Annotated in this window: 16 protein-coding genes and 1 other annotated feature; of the genes, 5 read left to right on the top strand and 11 right to left on the bottom strand. The window is 30.8% G+C overall.

Going from position 1 to position 19,004, the window contains the following annotated elements; translation table 11 throughout:
• Window positions 1-109: 109 nt before the first annotated feature.
• The gene (locus GXK57_RS24620) at window positions 110-955 is read right to left on the bottom strand and encodes a methyl-accepting chemotaxis protein (RefSeq protein ID WP_160680663.1); all 846 of its coding nucleotides are present in this window, start codon (window positions 953-955) and stop codon (window positions 110-112) included.
• 743 nt (window positions 956-1,698) lie between these two features.
• Here GXK57_RS24620 and GXK57_RS24615 point away from each other — a divergent pair.
• From GXK57_RS24615 to GXK57_RS24605, 3 genes are all read left to right on the top strand, one after another.
• The gene (locus GXK57_RS24615) at window positions 1,699-2,310 is read left to right on the top strand and encodes a hypothetical protein (RefSeq protein ID WP_160680662.1); all 612 of its coding nucleotides are present in this window, start codon (window positions 1,699-1,701) and stop codon (window positions 2,308-2,310) included.
• Window positions 2,311-2,651: 341 nt separating this feature from the next.
• On the top strand, window positions 2,652-3,890 hold the full coding sequence (locus GXK57_RS24610; RefSeq protein WP_160680661.1) for a DUF4990 domain-containing protein: 1,239 nt from the start codon (window positions 2,652-2,654) through the stop codon (window positions 3,888-3,890).
• Window positions 3,891-4,017: 127 nt separating this feature from the next.
• Window positions 4,018-4,854: a formylglycine-generating enzyme family protein gene (locus GXK57_RS24605; protein ID WP_160680660.1), complete on the top strand. Its 837-nt coding sequence runs from the start codon at window positions 4,018-4,020 to the stop codon at window positions 4,852-4,854.
• A gap of 160 nt (window positions 4,855-5,014) precedes the next feature.
• On the opposite strand, the gene serS is transcribed toward GXK57_RS24605, so the two are convergent.
• The 7 genes from serS to GXK57_RS24560 all read right to left on the bottom strand — a co-directional run bounded on the left by serS (window position 5,015) and on the right by GXK57_RS24560 (window position 14,762).
• Window positions 5,015-6,292 carry a serine--tRNA ligase gene (serS, locus tag GXK57_RS24600; RefSeq protein WP_160680659.1) on the bottom strand — a complete coding sequence of 426 codons (1,278 nt, stop codon included), beginning with the start codon at window positions 6,290-6,292 and terminating at the stop codon, window positions 5,015-5,017.
• A 255-nt stretch (window positions 6,293-6,547) separates the two neighbouring features.
• Window positions 6,548-6,750 (bottom strand) — a binding site (T-box leader).
• A gap of 137 nt (window positions 6,751-6,887) precedes the next feature.
• Window positions 6,888-7,655: an SDR family oxidoreductase gene (locus GXK57_RS24595; protein WP_160680658.1), complete on the bottom strand. Its 768-nt coding sequence runs from the start codon at window positions 7,653-7,655 to the stop codon at window positions 6,888-6,890.
• Between the two features lie 448 nt (window positions 7,656-8,103).
• A complete protein-coding gene (locus GXK57_RS26950) occupies window positions 8,104-9,090 on the bottom strand; it encodes a methyl-accepting chemotaxis protein (RefSeq protein WP_160680657.1) in 987 nt (328 codons plus the stop codon).
• A 14-nt stretch (window positions 9,091-9,104) separates the two neighbouring features.
• Complete coding sequence (locus GXK57_RS24585) at window positions 9,105-10,205, bottom strand: FIST N-terminal domain-containing protein (protein WP_160680656.1); 1,101 nt, start codon at window positions 10,203-10,205, stop codon at window positions 9,105-9,107.
• A 278-nt stretch (window positions 10,206-10,483) separates the two neighbouring features.
• The gene (locus tag GXK57_RS24580) at window positions 10,484-11,122 is read right to left on the bottom strand and encodes a non-canonical purine NTP pyrophosphatase (protein ID WP_160680655.1); all 639 of its coding nucleotides are present in this window, start codon (window positions 11,120-11,122) and stop codon (window positions 10,484-10,486) included.
• 740 nt (window positions 11,123-11,862) lie between these two features.
• The gene (locus GXK57_RS26730; RefSeq protein ID WP_243156507.1) at window positions 11,863-14,046 is read right to left on the bottom strand and encodes a chitobiase/beta-hexosaminidase C-terminal domain-containing protein; all 2,184 of its coding nucleotides are present in this window, start codon (window positions 14,044-14,046) and stop codon (window positions 11,863-11,865) included.
• A gap of 284 nt (window positions 14,047-14,330) precedes the next feature.
• A complete protein-coding gene (locus GXK57_RS24560) occupies window positions 14,331-14,762 on the bottom strand; it encodes a MarR family transcriptional regulator (protein ID WP_160680654.1) in 432 nt (143 codons plus the stop codon).
• Between the two features lie 301 nt (window positions 14,763-15,063).
• Between GXK57_RS24560 and GXK57_RS24555 the strand changes: the two genes are divergently transcribed.
• Both GXK57_RS24555 and GXK57_RS24550 read left to right on the top strand, forming a co-directional pair.
• A complete protein-coding gene (locus GXK57_RS24555; protein WP_160680653.1) occupies window positions 15,064-15,519 on the top strand; it encodes a DUF2798 domain-containing protein in 456 nt (151 codons plus the stop codon).
• A 107-nt stretch (window positions 15,520-15,626) separates the two neighbouring features.
• On the top strand, window positions 15,627-15,806 hold the full coding sequence (locus tag GXK57_RS24550; protein ID WP_160680652.1) for an H-type small acid-soluble spore protein: 180 nt from the start codon (window positions 15,627-15,629) through the stop codon (window positions 15,804-15,806).
• A gap of 139 nt (window positions 15,807-15,945) precedes the next feature.
• Here the strand turns inward: GXK57_RS24550 and GXK57_RS24545 are convergent, their stop codons facing one another.
• The 3 genes from GXK57_RS24545 to GXK57_RS24535 form a co-directional block, all read right to left on the bottom strand.
• Window positions 15,946-16,584 carry a TetR/AcrR family transcriptional regulator gene (locus GXK57_RS24545; RefSeq protein WP_160680651.1) on the bottom strand — a complete coding sequence of 213 codons (639 nt, stop codon included), beginning with the start codon at window positions 16,582-16,584 and terminating at the stop codon, window positions 15,946-15,948.
• Window positions 16,577-17,779 (bottom strand): MFS transporter, encoded by a 1,203-nt coding sequence (locus GXK57_RS24540; protein ID WP_160680650.1) that lies wholly within the window; start codon window positions 17,777-17,779, stop codon window positions 16,577-16,579. Before GXK57_RS24540 ends, GXK57_RS24545 begins: the two co-directional genes overlap by 8 nt.
• A 434-nt stretch (window positions 17,780-18,213) precedes the next feature.
• A complete protein-coding gene (locus tag GXK57_RS24535) occupies window positions 18,214-19,002 on the bottom strand; it encodes a TIM barrel protein (RefSeq protein ID WP_160680649.1) in 789 nt (262 codons plus the stop codon).
• Between the last annotated feature and the right edge of the window lie 2 nt (window positions 19,003-19,004).

Raw genomic sequence — 19,004 nt, 5'->3', positions numbered from 1 at the left:
AATTCTTTGCGCAAGCTCATCTAAGCATCGGATGACTGACCACTTAATTTCAACATGGTACTTTAACAAATCCAAAATATTTTATATTTATTAAAAATATACTTATTTCTTATCCAATTACATTATTAGCTGAATCTTTAAGAATCTTTGCTGAAGAAGCCAACTCTTTAATAGTTGCAGAAATTTCTTCTGTTGCTCCTGCTTGAGCCTCACTTATACCAACAGATTCATCTATTTTTTCCGCTATCTGAGACATTTTATTTTTTATTGTTTCAAGTATACTCTGAATATCTTTTATACTTTTTGCAGTATCATCCGCCATCTTACGCATTTCTGAGGCTACTACTGCAAAGCCTCTCCCTACTTCTCCTGCTCTAGCTGATTCAATAGATGCATTTAAAGAAAGTAGATTAGTATTTTTAGATATTCCTTGTATAAATTCAATTATTCCTTTTGTTTGTCCAATACTTCCTTCAATCTCATTAGAAAGACTACTTAATGTAAGCTGTTGACTTGCTAAGCTTTCTGCATTTTTTGCCAAGTCTTCCACTGCAGTAAAAGTCTGCTCTGTAGAAGTAGATACTAAATCCGCAATGTTTATAAGCTGATTTCTATTTTCTAAAGCAATACCAAGCCCAAGACCTCCTATAATTTTGCCATTATCATCTCTTATAGGTACTGCTGAGGCCTTAAATGGAAATCCAAAGACTTCTTTTGGCACAATTACTTCTGCTGGCTTTCCACTTTTTATAGCTAAATATATTGCATCATCATGCGGAATAGCTTTTCCTATAATGTCACTGGGCATCTTAATTTTGTTGCCAGGAATAGTACAAAGAAACCTTTCTGTATCCGCAATTCCTATAGTGCAATCAATAGGTACTAACTTCTGCAATATGGTAGCATAGTTTATAAAAAAGTTTAAAATCTCTGACGTCTCTTGATGTATCTTCAAAATACATACCTCCATTTATCTTAAGTAATATAATATTCACTAATTAATTCGTTGAAAATCTATTTATATACTTATTATCGTACGCATAAATACTAACTTCACTAAATTATTAATATTTATGAAAACTATATTATTTAGTCCTATCCTTTGAAGTAGCTTTCATTAAACTATAAATAAATAGGAGTGATAAAACTATTCCAATAACATAACACACTAATTTCATATCTTTATCTCCCTCAGTTTTTATTTTGGTTATCTAACGAATAATACTGAAATGAATACTTTTACAAAATACACTATAATATTTAAGAAAAGTGCTTAACTGCTAGAATAGTACTATCATTATATTATTGTATCTAAAATACCGTACCTCTATAATTTATTTTCACCACTTCTTTAACAATAAAAACTTCTATTTTTTAACTACTATTTATGGATTTTTACAGCAGCAAAATATTTTATTAAATCCTTCCCTATAAAGTTGAAATTAGGTATAAATTCTTATATACTCCTCATATTCATTGTAATGTAGCAAATATTTAGATAATATTAAACGATTTTAGACACCTATAACTTCATATCCATAAAACTCCTCAATTTATTAAATTGTGTGTACCACTTCCTAATATAAAATTTATATTTTCAAATTTTCCTTTCAGAAAGCAGAAGAGTTTTGAAAATAGATTTAGGAGCGAAGTAGTACATCTTTAAATGAGCAATATTAAATATGAAAGGTGATATAAATGAAAATTAGTAAAAAAGACGACATCCTTAAACTATATGAGGAAGGCTTTAATGTGGAAGAGATAGTAGAAAAAGGCTTTAGTAAAAAGTATGTAAAGCAAGTTCTTAAAAATATCCCTTTAGTCGAACCTATCCCTAAAGAAAACTTAGCGTTATATCCACAGTCTGAACTTAAATCAGACAATGTAATCCCCTGCTCAACTGAGAACATTAACCATGATGCAATATCTAAATTAAAAGAAATAGTTCAATTATTAGAAAACCTTGATAGCACTTCAATGAGCATAGATATTAATATATCTATAAATAAAAATGTACAAAAAGCAGAAAACACTGAAGCAATTATACCTGATTCAAGTGATGCTGATGATCTTAAAGATTCTATAGATAAATGTGAGTGTACAATAAAAGAAGAATCCAGTATAAATCCTATTGCTGAACTTAAGTCTTTAGACAAAGAAGCTTTAGAAAAAAAACTTACTGCTCTAAAACAAAAGGATTTAGTAGAACTAATAAAATCTTATATCACTGATGTAAGTGATAGTATCTATAAAAAAAGAAGTAAAAAAACTCTTATTAATTATATAATTGAAAAGTTACATTCACTTTAAATAATTTTAAACCAATACTTATTATTAATCAAAAGACTTCTTAACTTTAAAATAAATTTAAGAAGTCTTTTATGCTGCCTTTAAAAACATATGATTAACTTTTTACCATTAATAAGAAACATTATTTTTTTTATTAATTACACTTTTTTCTAAAACTATTTACATTTATAAGAAATAATTATAAAATATATACAGTTATTGTAATTTTCTAAAGATTCACTACTTTTCCAAAATTGGAGGTGTTTAAATCAAGATCAAACTAATTACTCTTTAATCATTTAATTAATAACTTATTTTCATTTTTAACTATTTATCCTTATTAAAATTATGGAGGTAAATTTATGGAAAGTACTGCAAAAAAGTTAATATTGTTTCTAGTTATTCTAGGTACAAGCCTTTTATTATCCTTAACAACTTCTAAAACTGCTAAGGCTTCTGACTTTTATATATCTCCTACAGGAAACGACAGCAATGCAGGTACCTTATCATCTCCCTTTGCAACTATAGCAAAAGCTCAGTCATCCGCATCTTCTGGAGATACTGTATATATACTAGGTGGAAGATATAAGAACTTTACTATAGCAAGTTCTGACAGTAATTATAATTATGTAAACGATATAACCAAAAGCGGAATAACTTATAGAGCATATAATTCAAGCAATGTGCCTATTTTTGATTTTTCAAACATTTCTCCTACAAAGAGAGTAGCTGCCTTCAGAATAGCAAGTGGGGTTTCAAAAGTAACATTTTTATCAATTGAAGTCACTGGAGTAAAAACAGGAACTCAAAAGCAGTCTGAGTGCTTCAGAATTGAAGGTAATGCTACTTTTAATCAAGTTGTATGTCATGATACAGAGGCTAATGGTTTCTACTTCGTAAATCATGGAACTGGTAGCTGTATCAAATGTGATTCTTATAATAACATTGGCCCAACCTCCAGTTCTATAGGCAATACAGATGGTTTTGGAGCACATGGGGACGGAGTTACTTTTCAGTATTGTCGCTCTTGGCATAACAGTGACGACGGATATGATTGTCTAACCTCAAGAGGTTCTAATACCTTTGACCATTGCTGGGCTTATAATATGACTGCAGGTGGTGATTCAAATGGTTTTAAAATAGGAGGTTATGGTACAGGAACTCCATATAATCCTGTTCCTGTTCATACGGTTAAATACTGCTTATCAGCAAATAATAATGCTCACGGTTTTTATGCTAACCATCAACCTGGTCAATCTGCAACTTGGACTAATAATACCGCATTTAATAATGCAGGAGGAAATTTTGATATGTTAGAACGTGTTAGCATATCTGATCCAACTGATATAGCAGGTACTAGAGAAGTAGTTCATAACAATATTGCTTTTAATGGAGTAGCAATAAAAGATTCAAATTTACCTACAGCTAATGTTAGTAATAATTCTTGGAATAAGCCTGGAGTATCAGTCACTTCAAACGACTTTCAAAGTCTCGATTCAAGTCAAATGACTTTAAAAAGAGGCTCAGATGGTATACTTCCTTCTATAACATTTATGCATCTTGTAAACGGTAGTGATCTTACTGGACTAGGTTGCTTCTAATTGTAATAATAGTATATTTAGACTTTTATTAGTTTTACTTCTGCTAGAATATGTAAAGGTTATTCTCTTTAACATCACTAAAGCTTAAGATTAAGTAGTACATCAATTACTTAGAAAGGTGAACCTGATGAAAGATAGATCCTACAAAAAATTAATTCTACTTATTTTAACTATATTCCTTGCTACGTTTTTAACTAAAGGATTATTCCCCCAAAAACACGTCAGCGATCTAAGCAGTATTTCATACTCTTCTAAAAACTTTCCTCAAATAAAAATTGTAGATTTAGGTGAAGGAATTAAATTAGAATTAGTATTGATAAATCCTGGGTCATTTTTAATGGGATCAAACAACGAAGAAGGAGATGAAGATGAAACTCCTAAGCATAATGTTTCTATTTTAAAACCATTCTACTTAGGTAAGTTTGAAATAACGCAAGAGCAGTGGTCTAGAATTATGGATTCTAATCCAAGCTACTTTAAAGGAGGTAAAAAACCAGTTGATAGCGTAAGCTATTACGATTGTACTGTTTTTTTAGAAAAGCTATCCAAAAAGACAGGTTTAAAATTTACTCTTCCTACAGAAGCCCAGTGGGAATATGCCGCTAGAAGTAATAGCACCTCTTCTTGGAGTTTTGGGGATAATTCTTCATTAATATCTGATTACGCTTGGCTAAAGGACAATTCAGCCAATACAACCCATGAAGTTGGATTGAAGAAGTCTAACAGCTTTGGAATTTGTGATATGTATGGAAATGTACAGGAATGGTGCGTAGACTGGTATGGAAATTACAGCGGAACTTCATTAAATGACCCTTCTGGTCCTTCTAATGGTGATTCAAAAGTTTTACGAGGAGGAGCATGGGGAGACAACACAGAAAATCTTCGTTCGGCCTATAGGAATTGCTTAGGTCCTAATGAAAAAACTAATGGTGTTGGTTTTAGATGCGTTTTATCTTTAGATTAAAACATACAAATAAACTCTATAATGATTATTTAAACTTATTATAACTATGTATTAAATAAATGTTGTTGTAATAAAATTACTATACTCTTTTCAATTAATAGGAATTAAAACATTAAAAAAGTCGCTAATGAACTTAAATTAGCGACTTTTTATTATATTTTTATTTTATTACTTTCATTCCACCCATATATGGTTGCAATGCTTCAGGTATATTAACCGAACCATCTTCGTTTAAGTTATTTTCTAAAAATGCTATTAACATTCTTGGTGGTGCAACAACAGTGTTATTTAAAGTATGTGCAAAATACTTACCATTTTCGCCATCCACACGGATTTTTAATCTACGAGCTTGTGCATCTCCTAAGTTAGAGCAGCTTCCTACCTCAAAATATTTCTTTTGTCTAGGTGACCAAGCTTCAACATCTACAGATTTTACCTTCAAATCTGCAAGATCCCCTGAACAACATTCTAAGGTTCTTACAGGAATATCTAATGAACGGAATAGATCTACAGTATCCTTCCATAACTTATTGTACCAAGTCATGCTCTCTTCTGGTTTACATACAACAATCATCTCTTGTTTTTCAAACTGATGTATTCTGTATACTCCTCTTTCCTCAATTCCATGAGCTCCTTTTTCTTTTCTAAAACAAGGAGAATAACTTGTCAAAGTATGAGGAAGTGATGCTTCTGGTAATATTGTATCTATATATTTACCTATCATAGAATGTTCACTTGTTCCTATTAGATATAAGTCTTCGCCTTCAATTTTATACATCATTGCATCCATCTCTGCAAAGCTCATAACTCCTGTTACAACTTCACTACGAATCATGAATGGAGGAATACAATATGTAAACCCTCTATTTATCATAAAATCTCTTGCATAAGATATTACAGCTGAATGAAGTCTAGCTACATTTCCCATTAGGTAGTAGAATCCGTTACCAGCTACCTTTCTAGCACTATCAAGATCTAATCCATTTAACTTTTCCATTATTTCAGCATGATATGGAATCTCGAAATCAGGCACTTTTGGCTCACCAAAACGCTCAACTTCAACATTTTCACTATCATCTTTTCCTATTGGAACGCTTGGATCTATTATATTTGGTATTACCATCATTATATCTTTTACTTTTTTCTCAAGCTCTGATTCCTTAACTTCTAGCTCTGCTAGACGTGCTGAATTGGCAGCTACTTGTTTCTTCATCTCTTCTGCTTCTTCTTTTTTTCCTTGGCCCATCAATGCACCAATGCTTTTAGAAATTTTATTTCTATTTGCCCTTAAAGAATCTGCTTCTGTCTTTGCATTTCTTAACTCAGAATCTAAAGCAATAACTTCATCAACTAAACCTAACTTGCTATCTTGAAACTTATTTTTTATGTTTTGTTTAACAAGTTCTGGATTTTCCCTTACAAATTTTAAATCTAACATGATTTACCCTCCTAGTAGTTTGTATCTATTTATATATATATTGAAAGCATAAATATTGAAAACAAAAATCATTAGTTTTGAGGTTGGTAATATTAGTTTTTCAAGCTTATATAAAAGAATAATTTTAAAATAGCCTATCAATACTATTAACCTAATTCTAATTGCTAATATATAAAAATAAAATTTTAAAGTCTTATAAGTTTATAGGCATTATACTGTAATAAAAAGTAAAAAAACTTCCATCCCAAAAATATAAAATGGGACGGAAGTTATCCGCGTTGCCACCCAAATTGTTGATAAAAAAAATCAACCACTCGAAAAAGTAATATAAAGGTTACCAACCTTCGACTTATCATCGACAGCTCCAAAAGTGGAAAGATTAATCCTTTCACCGATTTGCACCAACCATCGGCTCTCTATAGAAATTCATAAATCGTAGCTTTTATAATCACTGTACATTAATATAAAACATTATGTTTAAATTATATATAATATTTTTGAAAGTTTCAAGTGAGAATATGTTTTTTAATTATTTTTATTACATTTTATATTAATTTAATTATATTTTTTCTTATATAACCATAATTTATACATATTATTTTTCAGCTAGTTTCTTTTGTGATTTAAAATTTAAAGTACTAACCAAACTCTTTGGAAGTCTAATTAGTATTTTGTTAATTAATCCTGGCACAATTATTTTTCTATTCTTCATAAGTCCTTCATAAGCACATCTAGCAACTATAGACGCATCCATTGCTCCAGGCGCATCATTCTTTCCTGCATTTTTTGTAAAATTTGTTTTAGTAGCTCCTGGGCAAAGGGTTGTAACTGTTATATTGTATGGCTTAAGTTCTTTGTAAAGAGCTTCGGAAAGTGATAAAACATAAGCTTTAGTTGCATAATAAGTAGCTATAAATGGACCTGGAGAATAAGAGCCAGTAGAAGCCACATTCATGATCTTTCCTCTTCCTTGTTCCATCATTTCACTTATAAATAACTTTGTTAGCTGAGTTAATGAGGTTATATTTAGTTGTATCATATTATAATCTTCTAAAGCATCCATCTGATGAAAGAAACCAACTTTACCAGCTCCAGCATTATTTATTAGAATATTTACCTTTATATTATTATTTTTGACCTTTTGGTACACAGTTTCTGCTGCATTATCTTTAGTTAAATCCTCCGATATTATAAAAACATTTATTAGATATCTTTTCGATAGCAGTTCTGATATCTCTTTAAGCTTTTCAGTACTCCTAGCTACGAGAACAAGATTATATTTTTTAGAAGCAAAAACTTCTGCAAGTTCATAGCCAATTCCGCTTGAAGCACCTGTTATTAATACAGTGTCATTATTAGCCATTTATCCACCTCTTCTATATCCAATATTAATAATATATATTGAAAAAAATTGCTTATGTAGACTTCTTTAGTAAATCTTTTATGCTCATCGCACTTTCTAAAGCTATATTAAAAAAATTATCTTAACTAAGTTTATTTTTCAAGCTATACTTCCAAATGAATGTTGAATATATCATTGTAAACTATAAATTTTATACTTTACTCTCTTAATTATAATTTAGTAAATTTATTGTATCATACAATTATGTCTTTGATTTATAGATATTTTAGTTCAAAGTTAAATATGTGAATCAAGAAAAATACTATCAATAATTAAAACTATTATTAGTATTTTCCAAGATTACAGAACTATATTTTCTATATACAAAATATTAGTTTACAATACAAAAATTAATACCACATCGCAATTAATATAAGTTAAAAGTGATGTGGTAAATATTTAAAGAGTTTTATTTTTTCTTTAAGGAATTAGAAATCATATTTTCTAACTGCTGTAAAAACTCTGTAACATTACATATTAGTACAGATCTTTTACTCATTCTTAGGTTTAAGTTATCTAGTTTGTCCCCTAAAGAAGTTACGATCTCAGCTATAGAGCCAACACCTGTCGCAGCACCGTTTATCTCTGCGCTAGTACGTTCTATTCCAGTTATTATATGACTGCTGAAATCTTTAACTTCTTGTGTACAGTCTGTTACTTGCTTAAAATCATTTTGAACATTTTTAGCATACTCAAAATTATCTCGAATTGAATTCTTAGTACTATCTATCTCTCCCCTTAAGGAATCAATACTTTCGTATAAGGATTTAACGCTATTATCAATTCCACTTACTAGCTGGGCCGTTGATGCAGATAATTTTCTTATCTCCTCAGCTACAACAGCAAAACCTCTTCCAGCTTCTCCTGCCCTAGCAGCTTCAATGGAAGCATTTAACGCTAACAAATTTGTGCTACTAGCTATATTAGTTATATCTCCCGACATTTCTTGTATATTTTTGAAGTTGTTTTCTAATGTATGAAAAGCTTCATTTATTGAATTAAGCTGAATGCATGTACCATCTAATTTCTCAGCCAATGTTCCCATTCTGTCATCAGCTTGTTTTACTGCGGCATCTGAATGATTCATTACCACATCTATCTTATTAGCATGTTGACTAAAATCATTAAAATTTGAGTCTAGATTACTAAGCATTTCCTGTATATTATTAATTTTACCATAAGTATTGCTTATATCTTGAACTGTCTGAGTAACTTTAACTTCTTCTTCCATAAACTCACTCAATTTCTTTTCTATATGTAAGAGTCCATAGTTTATGTATGTATCATTATTATCCTGAGGCTTTTCTCTCTCAAAATTGTTCAATTGTTCCGTATTTATATTCTGGTCTATGCTATTATTTTCTATTATGCTTTTCTTTGATTTAAACCACTTCATCTCTTATACCTCACTTATTCAAATACAGCAATAACCATTGTTTGGTTAAAATGCTGATGATCAAGCTGTTCTCCATAACCTGCAAAACCTATATAATTTCCTAAAGCACTACTCATGGTCTTAGCGAATTCATTTAAATAGCCATCTTTTTCAAAAAGTAAGGATCTTGCAAGACAGTTTATCATTATTGAAAAAGAAGGATTAGGAACATCCTTTTTTACTTGTTTTATTGTTTCACTTATTACATTCTTATAATCATCCGGTTCAAGTAAAACCATTTTTGAATTGTTATAAACTCTTGCATGATATGCCATACCATTATTACTTGTAACCGCTTGATTTGCAGTAATATACATATCACTTCCTATTATTCTTCCTAAAGGATTAGTATCTAAGTATCTGCTCAAGCCTTCCACTGTAGTGTTTAAAGCCTCTGCAACCACTTTAGCAGCTGGTCTATTATCATATTCATATACTATTCTATTTCTTACATCCACCTTTGTTGCAGTAAAGTAGTGGTTAGTTGGCTTATAGATATTTTCTCTATATAGCCTAATCTTACCTCCTAAGTTCTTTATAAGTACAAAGGCACAAGCATTATCATATACTTTACCATTAAAGGAAATCATAGTTTTCTCTGCTTTTCCTTGATCACCTGATGATCCTCCAAAAAGCGGAATACTATTTAACTCGAGTACAGAATTTAAAGTAGCTAAAACTATCTCCTCACAGCTAATTAGAGCTGAAGAAATTTCAAAGCAAACTGTATTTTTAGTGTCCTTTAACTTATCAACACAGTTAGTTATCCTATCAATGTACTTTATAGGGAACTTATCTGCATCTTCTAGTATATCAGCATAACATTCTATCCCCTCTTCAATTCCCATTACAAGCAGCGAATCCTTATATGCACCTTCTTTACAAAAACCTGCAAAGGTGGTTGTTCCAAGTACTATGCTGTCTTTGAATTTGTCTTTTATGGCTGTAGTATAACCTTCAAAATTATTGACTTCTGAAAAGAACAAAATCAATTTTGGGGCAATTAGCCCATTGGTAGCTTCTGAAACAGCCTCTAATGGATTTTTTTTAGAACTTTTTCCTATTTTATAATTCATACCCTACACCTTCTAAAATAAAAAATATATTATTAAATAAATATTTAATTTAAAATTTAAAATTTGTGACTAAATCTGCTTTTATTTAACATTTATCGACATGGTAATTATAGTATAATTACAAATATAAGTCAATTGAAACAACTTAAGGCATATAGTTAAATAAATTTAACCATATGCCTTAATCTGAAAATCACAACATTTTTCTTCAATTTTAAAGTACTATTAAAATATGTATAATATATCAAAAATGACACATTAAAACTTTATTTCTTAGTCTATTTGTCCTTAAATACTTCCGAATTTAAATAATCATTTAAACTTCTAATAAAAAAACTTCTATATCCAGAAAGAATCCCTAGATTCTCGCTCTTATTATCCTCTAAGTCATAGTAGTATTTCATACTTTCAATTTCCACAGATATTGAGTCCAGTGGAAATCCTTCTCTATACTTTTCGTGGGGGGTATCTACCAAGTAAAATTTTTCAGACCATATGTCTTCGCCGTCATGCCTATAAATATGATGTTCATCCATTATCAGACAGATAGCATTTTTATAATACGCTGTTAACTTTCCTCCATACTTTTTTGCTAAATTACTATAGAAATCGAGCATTTCTCTATAACTTAAATTATTTCCCTGAATTCTCTTAACTAACACTCCTGGTTGATCCTCTTCTTTAACATTCTCAAAATAGAGACCTGAGTCACAAGAAAATATTGGTACTTGTATTTGTTTAAAATAAGTTGTGGCTTTTTCCACAGCGTTATCAAGTGGATCCTTTCCATTCTCTTCAGCTTCTACTAATTTCATATCAAATCCGCTAAGACCTGTTACTTCAATATCAAGGCCTTCAAGCATCTTAATCATACTTTTAAGCTTAGACGGATTATATGTACCATAAATCAAATTCATTAAACTTATTCCTTTCCTTATATCATACTATGGGGTTACAATATCAAACTTTAAGTTATGAGTTTTACTTGCAATAGATTTTGTAAGACTTTAAAGATTAGTATAACTTAAAATTCGAGCTGTGAACCCTATATAGAGTTTCTGACTCAACTATTAAGTTTCTATATAGGAACTCTTTAATTAATCTTTATATAATTATCTTATCTGTTGTAACTTTACTGATTTAAGTTTCATAAACTTTTAAATTATACAATTATAGGATTCTATTACAAAAACTTAAGTTATGCATGTTCGAAAATCATGACTTCTGAACATTTTTGCTACATACAAAACTTAATTGTTGATGTTGGCTCCCTAAATAGCTATCCTTTATGAGAACTTAATTTATACATTTTCGATAATCCCAGCCTCTGGTTGGTATCTGGCATGCATAAATTAATAGTTGAAGCTGGATACCTATAATTATTAGTAATTATATCATAAGTTATCTTAATTTTCGCTGATAAAGTAAAAAGTCTCTGAAGCTTCCTTCAGTGACTTTTTTATCCCTCTGTCTTTCCATAATATATTAAGAAAGCATAGTAGGCAAATATATATGATTTTTACTTTATGCCCTAATAAGTAATTATACGCTCAGTATTATATATAGTTTTAGCTATAAGTTTTTTCACAGAAAAAACTCACCGAAGCTAGACTACTTCAGTGAGATTAATGATTAACACTTAATATATTCGACTTTTCTATTTTCTAATAATATAAGTCTCTGATACTATATTAGAAGTAATTCCACTCTTATCTATAGCAATTGCTCTCAAAGTGGCAGTACTTTTTATTGTGATAGCACCAGTATATAAGTTGCTTTTAGCAGACGGAACAGTTCCATCTAAAGTATAGTAAATAGACACTCCTTGAGTACTATCGCTTAAAGTAACAGTTTGCGCTACCTTGTAAACACCACTTCTTTGGCTGATTATAGGATTTGCAGGAGGCTTAATAATAGTATATTGATTACTTAATACTCCTGAAGTATTGCCATAAATATCAACAGTAATAACTTTTAAAGTACATGAACTATTGATACTTATAAATCCTGCATATGGAATACTCTTAGTAGTAGGAGTACTTCCATCTAAAGTATAATAAGCCTTCAAATATCCTGGATACTTTGAGTAGAGCTGTACAAATAGTGGCGCTTTATATGTTCCAGCTGGAACACTTGCAGTTGGTGTAGGTATTGTTATAGCATTGTTTATCTTATAATTTACTGTAAGAACTTCTGAAGCATTTCCTTTTGAATCTATAGCTACTGCCTTTAAAGTTGCTGTTGCTCCTATAGTAATTGGAGTAGAATATAAATTACTTTTTGCAGTAGGCATTGAACCATCTACAGTGTAGTAAATAGAAACTCCAGTAGTTTTATCACTTAAAGCAACAGATATAGCTGAATTGTAGGTTCCAGTTGGCATGGTCGCTACTGGTTTAGCTGGTAAAACAACAGGTACTATTATTGTATAAGTATTACTTAGTAAACTTGAAGTATTACCATTTCTATCTATTGCTACAGCCTTCAATGTGGCAGTTGAACTAATTGTAATAGGCAAAGTATATAACGAACTACTTGCTGTAGGCGTAGTTCCATCTAGTGTATAGTATATAGAAACACCTGGAGTAGAATCAGTTAAAGTAACAGTTTGAGCAGATGTGTAGCTTCCTGAAGCTACATTAGCTACTGGAGCGCTAGGCATAACCACTTGGCTTGTACCAGTAGGAGCTTTAATTAAACCATACCCATATAAAGAATCTCTACCAGAAGTACCTAAGTCAACAGTTCCACTATCTAAAAGATTTCTAAGCTGCACATTAGTATAAGTTGGATACTTTTGCTTTAGCAACGCTAAATCTCCAGCAACAAAAGGTGTTGCCATGGAAGTTCCACTCATTTGAGCATATCCACCATTTAAATATGTACTTAGTACATTAACTCCAGGAGCACTTACTTCTAGCTTACTTCCTGTGGAAGAAAAATATGCTCTGGTATTCGAAGAATCAACAGCACCTACTGCTATAACAGACGAGTAGCTTGCTGGGTAGTCAATACTAGTTCCACTTCCATCAGCACTTCCATCATTTCCAGCAGCAGCAACTACTAGTATTCCTGAATTATAAGCAGTATCAACTGCATTTTGTAGTGATATATCCGACTCATTTGAGCCCAAACTCATGGAAACTATGTCCATCTTATTGTCAATAGCCCAGTCTATTCCTGAAATTATATCAGAAGTATATCCACTTCCGGTTGAATCAAGAGCCTTTACAGCATAGATTGAAGCATCTGGTGCCACACCTTCTACTCCACCATCAATTCCTTTAGCTCCTATTATTCCCACAACATGTGTACCATGACCATTATCGTCAGCATAAGAAGTTGTACCAGCACCACTTATTACATTTGTTCCTCCAGCAATAGCTAGATCTGAATGAGTAGCAACACCAGTATCTATAACTGCAACCTTAATTCCTTTACCAGTTAACCCTGACTGCCAAGAATCTGGTGCCCCAATATCTGTAACACCCCAATTGGTCTGAGTGCTTGTGGTGGTTGCAGCTACCTTTACCACATGATCCTCTTCTACATATGCTACATTAGGATCACTCTTAATCTTTGCAAGATTTTGTGCTGTAATATCAGCAACAGCTGCATCAACATTTTTAAACTGACGTCTAAACTTACCATTATACTTTGAAACTATTTGATTACCATTTGTACTTTTGGCTTTGAATTTTATTATGTACCTCTTTGTTCCACTTTGATCAGTTGTTGTACTAACATTTTGTCCTTTTGTAGTTGCGTAGCTTGTCCAACCAAATGATGAAGACAATACCATGGCAGCTACTAAAACTCCACTAATTTTTTTTAGTTTCATTATAGTCCCTCCTTAGTTAAATAGTTTGTCCTACTAACGAAATCAAAGATATAAATAGCCATCCTCCATTAATATTTTCAATAACTCACTGAATTTTCACTCAATTTCATTATAAACTATTTTCTTCCCGCATTCTACATTTTTAGACACAAAGAACTGTTTTTTAATCTAATTTTAATTTTCATTAAATAATATTTTACAAAAAATCTAATTTCATCAATCAAATATTGTATTTAACTATTTTAGCTATGCTAATTAATACTAACCTATATCTTTATTACTGCTTACTCTTCAATCCAGTCAGTTCTAAGGAGTTCTTTCAAGGCTTCGATTCTATCTTTTCCTATCCTAGCGCTAATTTCATCTTCTACTTGTTCTTTTATTTTTAACATTTCATCGCAGTAAGACTTGCCTTTTTCCGTTAATAAAACTAACTTTTCTTTCTTATTTCCTTCTATAGGAATTACTTTTATATATCCTTCATCAATTAATTTCATAGCGCATTTATGAGCAGCCTGTCTAGATACTTTTATTTTTCTAGCAGTCTGAGCTATGGTCATACTGCTTTTATTTAACATAGCTAAGAAGTGTGCCTCAGTATCGGTTATTTCTTCTCCATCTTTGTCTAACCAACGTTTCATTATTTCGCTTCTTAGTTTTTTATGCTTTTCACTTACTAAATCTATCAAGTTAAGTTCTTTTAGGTATTCCTTCATTATCAATACACCTCTAAAAATAAGATTTCTATTTTGCCAAACAGCTAAAATATAAAAGTATAAATTTATACTTACACACTGTTATGTAATATGCCCATAAAAAATAATGCTACTTCACCTAATTATTCAAGATAATTAATTAAGTTTTAATACAATTATATATTATTTTCATATGGTTTATTTCATTATAACCTTTCTTTAAACAAAATTAAATAGTCATCCCGGTTGACATTTTCACCAACCTCGTGATAGAATAAATCGTCAACCAAGGTGACAATATGATAATAAGGGAGTTTTTTTAATGGGAAAGAACAAAAAAGAAAATTTTATATTTACACTAATCTGCGCTGCTTTAATGGTCTTTGGTATGTCTATTTATAATGTATTACTTAGGGAAGGAATTACCTCTACTTTAGTGAAAGATGTACTAGTGGGATTCTTACCTATTCTATGTATTGCTTTAATTATAGATTGGTTTATAGTTGGTAAGATTGCCAAGTTTTTTGTTTCAAAGTTAGTGGACAAAAATTCTCCACTTATAAAAAAGATATTGCTTACCTCATTCTTTATGGTATGTGGCATGTGTTTTTCAATAACACTGATTGTTTCTACAATGCATCAAGGGATAAACTCAGAGTTACCGTTAGTTTTTATAGGCTCTCTATGGAAAAACTTTATATGTGCTTTACCTCTTCAGTTAATTATTGTTGGTCCTATCGCTAGAGCTATATTCTTCAGAATATACCCTGTTGTCTAACAAAAATTAAGGTTGCCTATTAAGATAGGATTATAGAATATTTTATAAAATTTAAGTAAAAATACTATTGTCAATTAAGCCAATTAAATTGTGAAGGAGACTTTAGTATGGATGCAAAAAGAGCGCAACAGATTCTTAATTCAGAAGAGATGATAGATGTAACTTGTAACGGCCAGCCAGTATATATCGAGAGTGTAGATTCTAATGAATCTAAAGCATGTATTCACCCAATAAGTGAACCTACCAATAGACAAGAAGTTTCATTAGACTCTTTACAAGAACAATAATTTTACTAGCATAAAAGACGCACTGAAAGTTTTTTCTTCAGTGCGTCTTTTATCCATCTGCTTCTTCTGAACCTATGTGTAGAAATTCTCACAGACAATATATTTTTTTATTGTTTATGTCTTTTTTGAACATACTAATTTAATCTCTATTGCTTATGGAACTTATAATCATATCTATTACAGATTTTGCGATGTCATCAAAAGTAACCATTTCATAGTCTTCAGGAATTTTTGTATAGCTCATCCTTTGTAAGACTCCCATGATAGTTTGAAATATATAATAACCTGTTTTTACTGCATTTAAATCCTCTCTAAAAGTTCCTTCTTTCATACCTTGTAGTATTGGAGCATTTAAAAAGTATTTATTATCAGTTTTAACGAACTGTTCATAGCTTATCTTTAGTTCTTCATTTGAATCATAAGCCTCATAATACAAATCAAAAAGAGTGATAAACTTCATTTGATCTTTATTTTCTTTAGCAAAGTTTACCCAAGAATAAAGCATCTTCTCCAGCTTATCTTTTCCACTTATTCCATCCTTTGAATTCTCTTTTATAAATTCTGTCATATTTTTTAGTATATCTATCTGTACTTCAAATATTAGCTGCTCTATTGACTTAAAGTGCTTATAAAAGGTCACTCTACTGACCTTTGCTAACTCACAAACATCTTTTATGCTTACATTTATAAAATTATGCCTTAGAAATAATTCTCTACCTGCAGTTATTATTTCTTCACGATTTTTATTTTTTACATTTTGATGCCAGGTATCACTCATTATAAACATCCTCACTCACAAGTGGTTTCTTTGTTTGCTTAGTTAAAAATATAGTTCCAAGTAATATGAAACCTCCCACAGTATAAGGTAAGTTTATATGTTTGTCAAACAGGTTTCCTGCAAGTATTGGACCAAGTACATTTCCTATACTTGTATAAGTAGTATTCAGCCCTGAAACAAACCCCTGCTGATCTCCAGCTTCATTAGCTAACAAAGTATTTACTGTAGGTCTCAAGAAGGAGTTAAATGCAAAAAATACTGAAGAAATAACTAAAAGATATAGGAAATTAACCTTCACAAGCATCAAAAATAAAGCCATAGCAGAAAATACAAGAGAAAATTTTATCAATTTATATTCACCAAACTTTTTGATTACTTTATCAATAAGTCCAACTTGAGTTACAATACCTATTACCGCTCCAAGAGTTATTAATATAGATATTTTATCAGTTGCTAGTCCATATCTTTGTTTTACATATAAAGAATATACAGTTTCGTAATTCACTAGTCCAAAAGTCATTACAAAAATCAAAAGCAGATACTTAAAATATGGTGTATGCACCGACTGAACAAGCTGTTTGGCTATAGAATCTTCCTTTTTGCCACCATTTCCCTTAGTTCTTCTTTCTAGAGAAAGTGTTTCTGGCAGTATTATTGTGAGAACTGTTGCAACAAGACCTAATGCAGAAGCAAAAAAATATGGTACTCTTATTCCAAGCTGTGCTACAATTCCTCCAATACCAGGCCCAAGTACCATACCTAAGTTCATTGAGGCACTTAAATACCCCATGCCTTTTGCTCTAGTTTCCTTTGTAGTCATATCTGCAACATAAGCTAGAACCGAAGGCACCATTAAACCTAAGCCAATACCACCTATAAAACGCGCAATATAAAGTTCCAACAATACATGAGAAACAGCAAATATAAAGTCAGAAATAACAGTTAAAAATAAACCACCTAATATCAATCTCTTTCTTCCATATTTATCTGAAAGTCTTCCGCCAATTGGTGAAAATAAAAATTGCGCAGCTCCGAAAGCTGCAACTAGATACCCAGCTGCAGAACCACCAGCATCAAACTGCCTTAAATAATCAGGTAATATAGGAATCACCATTCCCTGACCTAATAGTGCTATAAATAAATTAAGCATCAAAATTAGCAACGGGTATTTGTTTTTATTTACTTTATTAATCATTATGCCCTCCATAGTTTACACAGTGTAAATCATTTACTTAACGTATACCATTTTATAATAGGCTTTATTATTTGTAAATATGTTTTTAGCTGAATTTTAAGTTTATAGGAAAAAACATCCTTGAAGCGCCACTCTTAATTATGCTTTTTGCACAACTGACTTTATGAATGGATACAAGAAAATTTTACAGACGACATATTTTTATTTTTTTACATTTCACCCTAAATGACTTTTATAAACTCTTGAATTCACTAGGTTTAGATATCAACAAACTTTATTTAGCTATAGACAAAAAAAGAGCATGATAGATTAAGATTTCTATCATACTCTTTACTCACTCATAACCCTATAGTTTATAAATTCTAGCTTCCCTACAACTAATCATCCGATGACTGATCACTTAATTTCAACATGATACTTTAACAGGTCCTCATTTAAAAATATGAATTAATGTATTTAACAGATTGTTTAAGTCCCTCTACTGTCTTTGTCTCTAGGACACATCTACAATTCTTTTCTTTGGCAAGGTTTAGTTTGGAAAGTATATCAATTTCACCTGTACCTAAAGCTAGGTGATTCTTACTACCTATAGCATCATGTACATGCATATGAATTAGTCTATCAATATTTTTGCTAATAAATGATGAATCTTTATTACCAATACCATGATTGTGTCCAATATCGTAGGTTAATGCAAACACCTTACTTTCAAGAAGTAACTCAATTCCTTCTTCTTGAAAAGCTTCGTAACCATCGGTATTCTCTATGCAAATCTTAATATCTTCTTCACCAATCAAATTTGTACATAACTCTCTAAACACAAGTAATTTTTCTAGATATGTTTTCTTATATTTTTCAAATAGATATACTCTTCTTGATGGTAGTGTGAAATATACGCCTTTATTCATATGCATGTTAATAACAGGTATCTTCAGCTTCTTAGAAGTTTCTATAGCAAAGCTCACTGTTTCTAAATATGCCTTTGATACCGCTTCATTAAAATCGCATATGTTTAGATTCTCATCCATATGCAAAGTGAAAAATATATTATTATTTTTCATCAATTCTCTTATATTTCCTATGTCCATGTTACCTTGTTGATACTGAGGCATATTCATATTTATCTCAATAAAATCCAAGCCCAACCTATTACATAAAAATACACATTCCTCTAAGCTATCACATTCTATTAAGGTTGGCATTCCAAATAATATATCATCCATTT

The organism is Clostridium sp. C8-1-8 (assembly GCF_009928445.1).
Taxonomy (GTDB): domain Bacteria; phylum Bacillota; class Clostridia; order Clostridiales; family Clostridiaceae; genus Clostridium_AR.
The sequence above is the reverse complement of the archived record's forward strand: the minus strand, read 5'-3'. Positions and strand labels throughout refer to the sequence as shown.